This is a genomic window from Streptomyces olivaceoviridis (genome assembly GCF_014650115.1).
Lineage (GTDB): Bacteria > Actinomycetota > Actinomycetes > Streptomycetales > Streptomycetaceae > Streptomyces > Streptomyces olivaceoviridis.
Genome location: NZ_BMUI01000004.1, coordinates 353,064 through 365,671, shown reverse-complemented (window position 1 = coordinate 365,671; position 12,608 = coordinate 353,064). Strand labels below are relative to the sequence as shown.

Below are 12,608 nucleotides of genomic sequence, written 5' to 3'. Positions count from 1 at the left end.
GTGTGCCAGGGGGAAAGAGCACGTACTTCATTGTCCCATGTCGGGGCCGGTGTCATGCCCTGACGGATCATCCAGGGTCGGCGCCGATCAGCTAGGAGGTTCCTCCAAGGGCGAGGGCGACGGTGAGCGCCGGCATCACGCCCATGGCCTGGGCGAACACCTCCTGGGCGGTCTCCCACTCCTGGGGCCGCTCCCTCGCGTAGCCCTCCCAGCCCCGTACGACGACCAGGAGCCCGCTGCCCTCGGCCTGCCGCGGCCACACGGACGGGTCGGACAGGGAGTCGGCCAGCGCGTCCCAGTTCCGGCCGAACCAGTCGGGCAGCGACAGGGCCCGCGCGGCGCGGTCCATCAGGCCGGCCTTGTCCGTGACGCCGTCGAGGTCGAGCGCGACCACGAAACGGCCGGTCAGGTCTTCGCTCATCTCAGTACCGCCCGGAACGACTCGTAGTGATCACCGCTGTAGTAGAACTCCCCGCCCTGCCCGGTGACGATGCGCCGGGCCCCGCGGTCGTGCGAGCCGGGGGTCGGCACGGTGTACTCGTGGTAGTAGCCGCGCCGGTGCTCCGGCAGGCGTCTTTCGAAGTTCCCGAAGACGGTCCCGTCCTTGGCGTAGGGGAAGGGGCCGCCCTTGTCGATGAGGGCGAGTGTCCCGCGGGCCTCGGCCGGGAGGCGGGACTCCTGGACGGTGGCCATGCCCCGCGCCCAGGCCGGGGACGCCGGGGAGGCGGGGCCGGAGGCGCCGGCGCACCCCGTCAGGAGAACGGCGAGGCAGACCAGCAGCCCGGCGAGAGCGCGGGAGACGAACCGTGGCAGCATGCGGACGATGCTGCCACGGCCGTCCCGCCACGGCCCGCCACCGGGTCCGGCCGGACCCGGTGGCGGGCCCGGTCAGACCCCGTCGGGGTCCTGACGGCTGAGCGCCGGCTTCGGGGTCGGACCCGCCGTCATCAGGTAGTCGGCGGCCGAGGTGTCGGTCACCAGGCTGGTGACCAGCCCGGAGCGCAGCACCGCGTCGATCGCGGCGGCCTTGCGCTGCCCGCCCGCGATGGCCACGACCTCCGGGACACGGCGCAGCTGGTCGGCCTTGACCGTGATGCACCGCTCGCCCAGGTCCCGCCCGATCCGGCGCCCCTCGGCGTCGAAGAGGTGGGCCGACATCTCGGCGGCGACCCCGAGCGAGGCGTAGTGCGCGCGCTCCTCGTCGCTGAGCATGTCGTGCACGGTCGAGATGCCCGGCTCCCAGGAGCCGATGGAGACACACGCGACCGTGACCTTGTCGAAGTACTCGAAGGCCCGGGCGATCCCGGTCTGGTGGCGCAGCGCCCCCGCGGTGGCCGCGTCCGGCAGCAGCATCGGCGCGTAGATGGGGTGCGCGTCACCGCCGGACACCTGGGCGGCCCGGCGGACGGCCTCCACCGAGCCGCGCTCGGCGGTCCCGGCGTCGTACACGCCCGTCAGCTGCACCACCGTGCACGGCGGCAGCCGGTCGAGCGCCGCCGCCATGTGGATGGTGGACCGGCCCCAGGCCAGCCCGAGCACGTCCCCCTCGTTGACGAGTTCGCCGAGCAGGTCGGCGGCGACCTCGCCGAGGTTCTCGGGGTCGGGGGTCTCCTCGGCCTCGGCCGGGGATTCGACCACGACGGCGTGCCTCAGGCCGTAGCGGGCGCGGAGCGCGTCGGAGCGCTCGGCGTCCAGTTCGGCCGGCACGCGGATCTCGATGCGTACGAGGTCCCTTTCGAGGGCAGTCTCCAGTACCCGGGCCACTTTGAAGCGGCTGACGCCGAACTCCTCCGCGATCTGGATCTTGGACTTGCCTTCGAGGTAGAAGCGGCGGGCCATGGCCGCCGCCTGCACCAGCTCAGCGGGTCCCATCCGCATGGCTGACCGGCCCGCCGACATACCCGACACGGCGATCTCCTCACTGCTGTTCACACTCTGGATTCGCCGTTCATCCTTGCAGATTCGGGGCGACTGATCTGCCCTGATGGGCGCCGTTCACTTAACCGTTCACTTGGCCGTGGCTCAGTGGTCGCATGCCCAGGACGCCTTGGCGGTGGCCGCCTCCGCCTGGGCGCGCAGGGCACGTACGGCCTCCGCCGGGTCCTTCGCACCGTAGACGGCCGAGCCGGCGACGAACACGTCCGCTCCCGCGTCCGCGCACCGCTCGATCGTCGAGGCCGAGACCCCGCCGTCGACCTGCAACCACAGCTCCAGACCGTGCTTCTTGATCAGCTCACGGGTGCGGCGGATCTTCGGCAGCATGATGTCCAGGAACGCCTGGCCGCCGAAGCCGGGCTCCACCGTCATGACGAGCAGCATGTCGAGTTCCGGCAGCAGGTCCTCGAACGGCTCGATCGGCGTCGCCGGCTTGAGCGCCATGGAGGCGCGGGCGCCCTTGGCGCGCAGCTCCCGGGCGAGCCGCACCGGTGCGGCGGCGGCCTCCACGTGGAAGGTGACCGACGACGCCCCCGCCTCGACGTACTGAGGCGCCCACCGGTCGGGGTCCTCGATCATCAGATGGCAGTCCAGCGGGGTGTCCGTCGCACGGGCCAGGGACTCCACGACCGGCACGCCGAGCGTGAGGTTCGGGACGAAGTGGTTGTCCATGACGTCGACATGGAGGAAGTCGGCGCCTTGGACCGCCTTGGCCTCCTCCGCGAGGCGGGCGAAGTCGGCGGACAGGATGCTGGGGTTGATCTGCACGGCCATGACCCAAGCCTGCCATGTCGCCGCGCCGGGCTGTAGCCGCGGTCCTCGGGTCGTGGTCCGGCCGCCGGGCCGGTGGGGGCCGCTCGCACGGTTCCCCGCACCCCTTTCAGGACGCCGGGTCATCCGGTTCTGCGGATCAACGCCAGGTACATCGCGTCCGTGCCGTGTACGTGCGGCCAGAGCTGGACGTCCGGGCCCTCGCCGAGGTCGGGGACGCCGGGGAGGAGGGGGCGGGCGTCGATCAGCTCGGTGTCCGGGCGCTGCTTGAGCACGTCGGAGACGACCGCGCGGGTCTCCGCCAGGTGCGGGGAACAGGTGGCGTAGCCGACGACGCCGCCGACGCGGACGGAGTCGAGGGCGGTGCGCAGCAGGCCGCGCTGGAGCGGGGCGAAGTCGTCCAGGTCCTCGGGGCGGCGGCGCCAGCGGGCCTCGGGGCGGCGGCGCAGGGCGCCGAGGCCGGTGCACGGGACGTCCACCAGCACCCGGTCGAAGCTGCCGGGCCGCCACGGCGGGCGGGTGCCGTCGGCGGCGACGACCTGGTACGGCCCCGGGTTGCCGTGCAGGGCCCGGGCCACCAGCCCGGCCCGGTGCGGCTGCTTCTCCGAGGCGAGCAGCGTGGCCCCGCGCCCGGCGGCGAGCGCGGCCAGCAGCGCTGCCTTGCCGCCCGGTCCGGCGCAGCCGTCGAGCCACTTCTCGTCGGGGCCGTCGAGCGGGGCGTTCGCCAGCGCGAGGGCGACCAGCTGGCTGCCCTCGTCCTGGACGCCCGCGCGTCCCTCGCGCACGGCCTCGACCGCGCCCGGCTCGCCGCCCTCGGCGAGCCGCACGGCGTACGGCGACCAGCGCCCGGGTACGGCGGCGTCCTCGCGGAGCAGTTCCTCGGTGGTGGCCCGGCCCGGCCGGGCGACGAGCGTCACCTCGGGCCGCTCGTTGTCCGCCGCCAGCAGCCGCTCGATGCCGGCCCGGCCGCCGCCGAGGGAGTCCCAGAGCGCGGAGACGACCCAGCGGGGGTGCGAGTGCACGACGGCGAGGTGGGCCTCGGGATCCTCGTCGTAGGGCGGCGCCACCTTCTCGGTCCAGCCGTCGAGATCGTCCTGGGCCACCTTCCGCAGCACGGCGTTGACGAACTTGGCCCGCCCGTCCCCGAGTACGACCCGGGCCAGCTCGACCGAGGCGGACACGGCCGCGTGCGTGGGGATGCGCGTGCCGAGCAACTGGTGCGCGCCCAGGCTCAGCACGTCGAGGACCGGCGGGTCGACCTCACGCAACGGCCGGTCGACACAGGCGGCGATGACGGCGTCGTACGTGCCCTGCCGGCGCAGCGTGCCGTACACCAGCTCGGTGGCGAGGGCGGCGTCCCGGGCGTCGAAGTCGCCCTGCTCGCGGGCCTTCCGCAGCAGCGGGGGCAGCACGAGGTTGGCGTACGCGTCCCGCTCGTCCACCGCGCGCAGCGCCTCGAAGGCCAGGAAGCGGACGGGGTCCTTCTGGGGACGGCGGTAGGGCTTGGCGGGCTTGCGGGGCCGCCGGGACTGCTCGCTCACGAAAAAGGTGCTCCGGGTGTGAAGGGGGGATGCGCCTCCAGCGTACGTCGCCCCACTCGGCCGGGGGCCCACCGCCCGGGCCCGACCGTGCCGCCGCCGGGCCGACGGCCGGCGCGGGGAGGGGCGACCGCTGCCCGCGGGCCGGCCGCCGCGCCCCGGGGCAACAGCGGCGCGTGGGCGCCCCGGGCCCAACAGCACCGCGTGGGGCATCAGCCGCCCGGCACCGGGGCCCGCGTGCCCCTCTGCGAAGCGTCAGCCGTGCCGCCGCCCAGGGCGTCAGCCGCCCAGCGTCTCGCCGTCCGCGATGCGTACCCCGCGGGCCCAGTCGGCCGCGCGCATCGGCTTCTTGCCCTGGGCCTGCACCCAGAGCAGTTCGACGGCGTACGACCCCGTGCCCACGTGCACGCTGTTCTTGCCCACCGCCGGCCGGCCCGGCGCGAGGTCCGTGCGCTCGGGCACCGGCGTGACCTGGACGAGCTTGAGCCGCTCGCCGCGGAAGGTGGTCCAGGCACCCGGCGCGGGCGTGCAGCCGCGCACGACCCGGTCGACGCGCAACGCGGGCGCGGCCCAGTCCACCTGAGCGTCCTCGACGGTGATCTTCGGCGCCACGGTGATGCCCTCGGCGGGCTGCGGTACGGCCTTCAGCGTGCCGTCCTCGATGCCGTCCATGGTCGCGGCGAGCAGCCCCGAGCCCGCGAAGGCGAGCCGGGTGAGCAGGTCGCCGCTGGTGTCGGTGGGGCGGATCTCCTCGGTCACGGTGCCGTAGACGGGCCCGGAGTCCAGGCCCTCCTCGATGAGGAAGGTGGACGCCCCGGTGATCTCGTCGCCCGCCATGATGGCGTGCTGGACCGGCGCGGCGCCGCGCCAGGCGGGCAGCAGCGAGAAGTGCAGGTTGACCCAGCCGTGGGCGGGGATGTCCAGGGCGGCCTTCGGCAGCAGGGCGCCGTAGGCGACGACCGGGCAGCAGTCCGGGGCGATCTCCCGCAGCCTCTCCAGGAACTCCGGGTCCCGGGGCTTCAGCGGCTTGAGCACCTCGATCCCGGCCTCCTCCGCCCGCTCGGCCACGGGCGACGCGACCAGCCTGCGTCCGCGCCCGGCGGGGGCGTCGGGCCGCGTGACGACGGCGGCCACCTCGTGCCGCCCGGAGGCGAGCAGAGCGTCCAGAGCGGGAACGGCGACCTCGGGGGTACCGGCGAAGACGAGCTTCATGGGCGGGATCGGGCCTCTCGGGCGGGGGTCGGCGGGCAGCGCACCAGTCTATGACCATGGGCGGCGCGCGAGCGGGTGGGCGGCGTACGCATATGCCCGTACGCCCCCACCCCGTGACCAGCGGAGCGCGAGCGCGTTGGTCAAGACAGAGTTGACCACATCGGACCGCTTTCGCGGCCCAATTCCTTTCAACGCCGGTTCGAGAGGCTTGTTCATGGCCGACCACGCAACCCACGACGCCCAGGCCCGGGCCAGCCTGCACTTGCTGGTGCGGGACATCGAGAGGGTCCGCCGGCAGGTGGACGCGCTGCGCACGCTCACCGCCCAGTTGGGCAACGTCTACCGCCCGCGCCGCTCCGGCCCGTCCACGGGCTTCGTCGTCTACGGACGCGCTCCCGCCCCGACGGTCCGCCTCGCCCAGGAACTCCGGGACAGTGTCGAGACCCTGGTCACGGCCGCCGTGGACTTCGACCGCTCGCTCGGCTTCTCGTGGGACGCGGTGGGCTCCGCGCTCGGGGTCACCAAGCAGGCGGTGCACCGCCGGTACGGCGCCCGCCGCGCCGCGGCCCAGGCGGAGGCGGAGCGGACGCCGGAGCCGTCCGGCACCCGCACGATCAATGTGAACACCGGGCTGCCCACGGTCCCCGCGGCCCGCTCCATGCCCACCCAGCCGACCGCGGGCAGCCCGACCCTGCGCGACGACGCCCGCCCGACGGCCTTCCCGGGCCCCCGCAACGGCTGACACCCCCCTCACCGCTGCCCTCCCGGGCCAGGTCCGGGAGGGCGGGCGTGTCTTCCCACCCGGCCGGACCGTCGCGTGAGCCGGTGTCTTCACCGGCTCGGCGTGCGCCCGTCACCCGATGTCCGGCGGATCGATCCGCACCCGGACCGCCTCCCCGCTCCCCCGTGCCATCCGCGCCGCCTGGGCGGTCTTCAGGGCCGTCGCCAGTGCCGAGCCGCTGCCCGGTGGTACGCGGACCAGTGCCCGGTCCCAGTGTTCGCCGGGCGGCGGGGTGCCGGGTCTGCGTACTCCGCCGGGCGGGGACGGCGGCAGCGGCACCGGTCCCAGCACCTCGGCGTCCGGCGGCAGGTCGACCGCCGCCAGGAACTCGGCGACGGCCGCGGGCGGCCCGGACACGGCCGCCATCCGGGACACCGGCGGGAAGCCCAGCTCGGCCCGCTCGGCCAGCTCCCGCACGGCATGCCCGACCGGGTCCCACCGCACCAGCGCCTGGACGGGCCGCAGGGTCGGCTCGGCCACCACGACCACCGTGCCGCCCTCGCTCTGGGGCCGCACCAGGACCCCGGCCGCGATCCACCGGCGCAGCGCGTCCTCGCCGGCCCGCAGGTCCGGCCGTACGAGCATGGCCCAGCCGTCCAGCAGCAGGGCCGCCGCATAGCCGCCCTCGGCGACCGGTTCCGCGCCCGGGGTGCTGACGACCAGCGCGGGCGTGTCCGGGACGGTGTCCAGCACATGCTCGCGCCCCGAGGTGCGCACCGGTACGGCGGGGAAGGCCCGCCCCAGCTCCTCGGCGGTCCGGCGCGCGCCCACGACCTGGGCGCGCAGCCGGAAGCCGCCGCACTCCGGGCAGTGCCAGGCGCCCTCCTCGCGCCCGCACCACCCGCAGCGCAAGACGCCCGCGTCCTGTCCCTGGAGCGGGCCGGAGCAGTGCCGGCACCGGGCGGGCGCCCGGCACCGGGCACAGGCCATGCGGGGCGCGTAACCACGCCGGGGCACCTGCACCAGCACCGGCCCGTGCCGCAGCCCCTCACGGGCCGCCTGCCAGGCGAGCGTGGGCAGCCGGGCGGCACGGGCGGCCTCGTCACGCGCGAGGTCGTCGTCCCCGACCGTCCGGACGAGGGGCGCGGTCCGGCGCACCTGCTCCCGCCCGGCGGCCAACGGCCGGGCCCAGCCGCTCTCGACGAGCTGGGCGGCCTCCACGGTGCAGCTCCAACTGCCCAGCAGAAAGGCGCACTTGTCGAGTGCGGCGCGCAGCAGCAGGACGTCGCGGGCGTGCGGCTGCGGGGCGTGCGGCTCGCTGTGGCTGTCGTCCCCGTCGTCCCAGATGGCGACGAGGCCCAGATCCTGGACGGGCGCGAACATCGCCGCCCGGGTCCCGACGACGGCACGCACGGAACCGCGCCGCACCGCCAGCCACTGCGCGTACCGCTTCTCGGGCCCGGCGTCGGCGGTGAGCAGCGCGTGCCGGCCGGTGCCGAGCAGCGCGGTGAGCGCGGCGTCCACGCGCGCGGCGGAGCGCCCGTCCGGTACGACGACGAGGGCACCGCGCCCGGAGGCGAGGGTGGCGGCGACGGCCCGGGCCAGCTCCTCGCTCCACAGCGGTCCCGGCAGCGCGTTCCACACGGCCCTGGGAGCCCCGCCGGAGGCCAGGGCGTCGAGGAAGGCGCCCCCGTGCTCGTACCGGCCCCAGGAGCCGTGCTCCGGTGCCGTGGGCGGGGGCAGCGGCTCGGGGGACGGGCGCTGCTCGGCGCGGGCGCTGCGCGGGGGCACGGCCAGCTGGAGGACATCGGCCAGGCTGCCCGCGTACCGGTCGGCGACGGCCCGGGCGAGGCCGAGCAGTTCCTCGCTCAGCACCGGCTCGGGCGACACGACCTGGGCGAGCGCGGCCAGCGGTCCGGGGTAGTCGGACTCGGCGCGCCGCTCGACGAGGAAGCCGTCGATGAGCCCGCCGCCCTCCCGGCGTCCGTCGCGCACCCGGTGCCGCCCGGCCCCGAAGCGCACCCGCACCCGCACCCCGGGCCGGGCGTCCGCGTCCAGCTCCGCGGGCACGGCGTAGTCGAAGTACCGGTCGAGGTGCAGCACGCCCTTGTCGACCAGCACCCGTGCTACGGGCAGTTCCTCGGCGAGCGCGGCCCCCCGCCAGGTCCGGGGCTTGGCGCGCGGCACCTTCGCCTTCCGCACGCTCTCCCGGATGAGCGCGAGCTGTTCCGGCGGCGCCCCCTCGGCCCCGCCACCCCCCGACCCGTTCTCGCTGCTCACGCTTGCATTCTCGCAAACCCCACTGACAACGCCGCCGGTCCGCCGGTTCGACAGCGACGCCGGGGCCCGGCCCCCCGAAGGGAACCGGGCCCCGGCGACGGCGGGTGGGCCGGGTTACAGGCCCGAGGCCTTGCGCAGGGCGTCCACGCGGTCCGTGCGCTCCCAGGTGAAGTCGGGCAGCTCGCGGCCGAAGTGGCCGTAGGCCGCCGTCTGGGCGTAGATCGGGCGGAGCAGGTCGAGGTCGCGGATGATCGCGGCCGGGCGGAGGTCGAAGACCTCGTCGATCGCCTTCTCGATCTTCTCCGGCTCGATCTTGTGAGTGCCGAAGGTCTCCACGAACAGGCCCACCGGCTCGGCCTTGCCGATCGCGTAGGCGACCTGGACCTCGCAGCGGGAGGCCAGGCCCGCCGCCACCACGTTCTTCGCCACCCAGCGCATCGCGTACGCCGCCGAGCGGTCCACCTTGGACGGGTCCTTGCCGGAGAAGGCGCCGCCGCCGTGCCGGGCCATACCGCCGTAGGTGTCGATGATGATCTTGCGGCCGGTCAGGCCGGCGTCGCCCATCGGGCCGCCGATCTCGAAGCGGCCGGTCGGGTTGACCAGCAGCCGGTAGCCCTCGGTGTCCAGCTTGATGCCTTCTTCCAGCAGCGCCTTCAGCTCCGGCTCCACCACGAACTCACGGATGTCCGGGGCGAGCAGCGACTCCAGGTCGATGTCGGAGGCGTGCTGGGAGGAGACCACCACCGTGTCCAGGCGGACGGCCTTGTCGCCGTCGTACTCGATGGTGACCTGCGTCTTGCCGTCCGGACGCAGGTAGGGGATCGTGCCGTTCTTGCGGACCTCGGACAGGCGCTTGGACAGCCGGTGCGCCAGGAAGATCGGCAGCGGCATCAGGGTCGGCGTCTCGTCGGACGCGTAGCCGAACATCAGGCCCTGGTCGCCCGCGCCCTGCCGGTCCAGCTCGTCCTCGTCGCCCTCGACCCGGGCCTCGTACGCCGCGTCGACACCCTGCGCGATGTCCGGGGACTGCGCGCCGATGGACACCGAGACACCGCAGGAGGCGCCGTCGAAGCCCTTCTTGGAGGAGTCGTAGCCGATCCCCAGGACCGTGTTGCGGACGAGGGTCGCGATGTCCGCGTACGCCTTCGTCGTCACCTCGCCGGCCACGTGCACCAGGCCGGTGGTGATGAGCGTTTCCACGGCGACCCGGGAAGACGGGTCCTCGCGCAGGAGCGCGTCGAGAATGGTGTCGCTGATCTGGTCAGCGATCTTGTCGGGGTGACCCTCGGTCACGGACTCCGAGGTGAACAGGCGACGGGACACAACGCTCCCTGTGGTTGCAGCGGCTGCTGGCTGATCATTTACGGTCGGCGCGGGGCTGCGCCTTGCGTCGACCGTGAACAGTTTATCTGTCGCACTCGACCGGCGGGCCACTGTCTCGCCTCTCGGGAGCGCTGTGACCTGCGGCACGGGCATTCTGCACAATGACGAGCGGCCTTGGCCAGGGCCGCCACACCTGATTTCGGCGCTGGGTGACCTTGACGTCGGGTTCGCCCGATCGCCTGGCAGGCATTAGGCCAGACGCCGTACGACCAAGTCCCAGACGGTATCGGCCAGGGCTTCCTTGGGGCCGTGGGGCACCGGGGTCTCGCTGCCGTCGGCGCCCAGGACGACGGCCTCGTTCTCCTCGGAGCCGAAGGTCCTGGCCTCTCCCACCTCGTTGACCACGAGCAGGTCGCAGCCCTTGCGGGCGAGCTTGGCGCGGCCGTTGGCGAGGACGTCGTCGGTCTCGGCGGCGAAGCCGACGACGACCTGTCCCGGCCGGGCGCGGTCGGCGGAGATCTCCGCGAGAATGTCCGGATTTCGCACCAGGACGATCGGGTCCGGGTCCTGGCCGTCCCTCTTCTTGATCTTCCCGGTGGCGTAGACGGCGGGGCGGAAGTCGGCGACGGCGGCGGCCATCACCACGGCGTCGGCGTCCGCGGCGGCCTTGAGGACGGCCTCGCGCAGCTGCACGGCGGTGCCGACCCGGACGACGTCCACGCCCGCCGGGTCGGGCAGGCCGGCGTTGGCGGAGACCAGGGTCACCCGGGCGCCCCGGGCCGCGGCGGTGCGGGCGAGGGCGTAGCCCTGCTTGCCGGAGGAGCGGTTGCCGAGGAAGCGGACCGGGTCCAGCGGCTCGCGGGTGCCGCCGGCGGAGACGACGACGTGCCGCCCCCGGAGGTCGGGCTCGGTGACGCCGCGGGCCAGCACCCGGCGGCACACCTCGAAGATCTCCGCCGGGTCGGGCAGCCGGCCCTTGCCGGTGTCGACGCCGGTGAGGCGGCCGACGGCGGGCTCGATGACGACGGCGCCGCGGCGGCGCAGCGTGGCCACGTTGTCCTGGGTGGCCGGGTGCTCCCACATCTCGGTGTGCATGGCCGGGGCGAAGACGACCGGGCAGCGGGCGGTGAGGAGGGTGTTGGTCAGCAGGTCGTCGGCGAGGCCGTGGGCGGCCTTGGCGAGCATGTCGGCGGTGGCCGGGGCCACGACGACCAGGTCGGCGTGCTGGCCGATGCGGACGTGGGGCACCTGGTGGACGTCGTCCCAGACCTCGGTGGCGACGGGGTTGCCGGACAGCGCGGACCAGGTGGCGGCGCCGACGAAGTGCAGCGCGGAGGCGGTCGGCACGACGCGGACGCCATGGCCCGACTCCGTGAACCTTCTCAGCAGCTCACAGGCCTTGTAGGCGGCGATGCCACCGCTGACCCCCAGCACGACCTTCGGCTTGTCCACCATGGCTCCTCGCATTCGAGAATCTGCACCACCCATGACACACCACAGGCCCGGCAGCATGACTGCCGGGCCTGTGGATAAGTCAGTCGCAATCTGAAAGTACTACTGCGCCGGGCCTTCGACGGCCTCGGAGGTCAGCAGACCTGCGTTGATCTCGCGCAGGGCGATCGACAGCGGCTTCTCGTGGACGTGGGTGTCGACGAGCGGACCCACGTACTCCAGGAGGCCCTCACCGAGCTGGGAGTAGTACGCGTTGATCTGGCGGGCACGCTTGGCCGCGTAGATCACGAGGCTGTACTTCGAGTCGGTCGCCTCAAGAAGCTCGTCGATCGGCGGGTTGATGATGCCCTCGGGCGCGGTGATGGAAGAGGACACGCTCTACCTTCCGATGGATGGGAAAGAATCAGACATCGTGATCACAGTCACGATCACACAACGTCCATCAAGGCTAGCAGCTCGCGGGCCACGTCCTCGACGGAGGTGTTGACCAAGGTCGTATCGAACTCCGGCTCGGCCGCCAGCTCGGTCTTCGCCGCCGCCAGGCGGCGGTCGATGACCTCGGGCGGCTCGGTCCCCCGGCCGGTCAGCCTGCGCACCAGCTCCTCCCAGGAGGGCGGAGCGAGGAACACCAGCTGGGCGTCGGTCATGGACTCGCGGACCTGCCGGGCGCCCTGGAGGTCGATCTCCAGTAGGACGGGCTCGCCGTTCTCCAGCCGCTCCAGCACCGCCGCGCGGGGGGTGCCGTAGCGGTTGCCGGCGAACTCGGCCCACTCCAGCAGCTCGCCGTTGGCGATCAGCTTGTCCATCTCCTCGTCGGTGACGAAGAAGTAGTGGACTCCGTGCTGCTCGCCGGGGCGCGGCTTGCGGGTCGTCGCCGAGACCGAGAGCCAGACCTCGGGGTGTTCCTTGCGCATATGGGCGACGACCGTGCTCTTGCCGACCCCCGAGGGGCCGGAGAGCACGGTCAGCCGCGGACGTTCACTCATGCAGCGATTATTCCAGCAATCCCGGAGTGCCCGGGACTCCCGGTCCGCCGGGCGGCGGACTCAGGAGCCGGTGCTGCCGAACTCACGCTCCAGGGAAGCGATCTGGTTGGAACCGAGACCGCGCACACGGCGGCTCTCGGAGATGCCCAGACGCTCCATGATCTGCTTGGCGCGGACCTTGCCCACGCCCGGCAGGGACTCCAGCAGCGCGGAGACCTTCATCTTGCCGATGACGTCGTTTTCCTGGCCCTGCTTGATGACCTCGTGCAGGGAGGCGCCGGAGTGCTTGAGTCGATTCTTGACCTCGGCCCGCTCCCGGCGAGCCGCGGCGGCCTTTTCGAGCGCGGCTGCGCGCTGTTCAGGGGTAAGGGGCGGAAGAGCCACGCCTAC

12 protein-coding genes and 1 pseudogene are annotated in these 12,608 nt (G+C 73.6%); 1 reads left to right on the top strand and 12 read right to left on the bottom strand.

Annotated features, from left to right (window positions below; all coding sequences use genetic code 11):
- Positions 1-91 precede the first annotated feature (91 nt).
- The 6 genes from IE273_RS10885 to fmt all read right to left on the bottom strand — a co-directional run bounded on the left by IE273_RS10885 (position 92) and on the right by fmt (position 5,456).
- On the bottom strand, positions 92-421 hold the full coding sequence (locus tag IE273_RS10885) for a barstar family protein (protein ID WP_189814924.1): 330 nt from the start codon (positions 419-421) through the stop codon (positions 92-94).
- The gene (locus IE273_RS10880) at positions 418-816 is read right to left on the bottom strand and encodes a guanyl-specific ribonuclease (protein WP_189814923.1); all 399 of its coding nucleotides are present in this window, start codon (positions 814-816) and stop codon (positions 418-420) included. The genes IE273_RS10885 and IE273_RS10880 overlap by 4 nt, the downstream gene beginning before the upstream one ends.
- Positions 817-888: 72 nt before the next feature.
- Positions 889-1,932 carry a sugar-binding transcriptional regulator gene (locus IE273_RS10875; protein ID WP_189814922.1) on the bottom strand — a complete coding sequence of 348 codons (1,044 nt, stop codon included), beginning with the start codon at positions 1,930-1,932 and terminating at the stop codon, positions 889-891.
- 90 nt (positions 1,933-2,022) lie between these two features.
- Complete coding sequence (gene rpe / locus IE273_RS10870; RefSeq protein ID WP_189814921.1) at positions 2,023-2,709, bottom strand: ribulose-phosphate 3-epimerase; 687 nt, start codon at positions 2,707-2,709, stop codon at positions 2,023-2,025.
- 119 nt (positions 2,710-2,828) lie between these two features.
- Positions 2,829-4,247, bottom strand: coding sequence for an RsmB/NOP family class I SAM-dependent RNA methyltransferase (locus IE273_RS10865; RefSeq protein WP_189814920.1), 1,419 nt, complete (start codon positions 4,245-4,247; stop codon positions 2,829-2,831).
- A 276-nt stretch (positions 4,248-4,523) separates the two neighbouring features.
- The gene (fmt, locus tag IE273_RS10860) at positions 4,524-5,456 is read right to left on the bottom strand and encodes a methionyl-tRNA formyltransferase (RefSeq protein ID WP_189814919.1); all 933 of its coding nucleotides are present in this window, start codon (positions 5,454-5,456) and stop codon (positions 4,524-4,526) included.
- Between the two features lie 214 nt (positions 5,457-5,670).
- Here fmt and IE273_RS10855 point away from each other — a divergent pair, with 214 nt between their 5' ends.
- Positions 5,671-6,198 (top strand): hypothetical protein, encoded by a 528-nt coding sequence (locus IE273_RS10855; protein WP_189814918.1) that lies wholly within the window; start codon positions 5,671-5,673, stop codon positions 6,196-6,198.
- Between the two features lie 111 nt (positions 6,199-6,309).
- Here IE273_RS10855 and IE273_RS10850 read toward each other — a convergent pair whose 3' ends face one another.
- The 6 genes and pseudogenes from IE273_RS10850 to IE273_RS10825 all read right to left on the bottom strand — a co-directional run bounded on the left by IE273_RS10850 (position 6,310) and on the right by IE273_RS10825 (position 12,602).
- A complete protein-coding gene (locus IE273_RS10850; RefSeq protein ID WP_189814917.1) occupies positions 6,310-8,457 on the bottom strand; it encodes a primosomal protein N' in 2,148 nt (715 codons plus the stop codon).
- A gap of 114 nt (positions 8,458-8,571) precedes the next feature.
- On the bottom strand, positions 8,572-9,780 hold the full coding sequence (metK, locus tag IE273_RS10845; RefSeq protein ID WP_189814916.1) for a methionine adenosyltransferase: 1,209 nt from the start codon (positions 9,778-9,780) through the stop codon (positions 8,572-8,574).
- A 249-nt stretch (positions 9,781-10,029) separates the two neighbouring features.
- Positions 10,030-11,232 (bottom strand): bifunctional phosphopantothenoylcysteine decarboxylase/phosphopantothenate--cysteine ligase CoaBC, encoded by a 1,203-nt coding sequence (gene coaBC / locus IE273_RS10840; protein WP_189815011.1) that lies wholly within the window; start codon positions 11,230-11,232, stop codon positions 10,030-10,032.
- A 102-nt stretch (positions 11,233-11,334) separates the two neighbouring features.
- Positions 11,335-11,607 carry a DNA-directed RNA polymerase subunit omega gene (rpoZ, locus tag IE273_RS10835; protein ID WP_003982715.1) on the bottom strand — a complete coding sequence of 91 codons (273 nt, stop codon included), beginning with the start codon at positions 11,605-11,607 and terminating at the stop codon, positions 11,335-11,337.
- Between the two features lie 53 nt (positions 11,608-11,660).
- Positions 11,661-12,251 (bottom strand): annotated as a pseudogene (gmk, locus tag IE273_RS10830) (guanylate kinase); the annotation flags it as partial.
- 27 nt (positions 12,252-12,278) lie between these two features.
- Positions 12,279-12,602, bottom strand: coding sequence for an integration host factor (locus IE273_RS10825; protein ID WP_003977346.1), 324 nt, complete (start codon positions 12,600-12,602; stop codon positions 12,279-12,281).
- Positions 12,603-12,608: the final 6 nt, after the last annotated feature.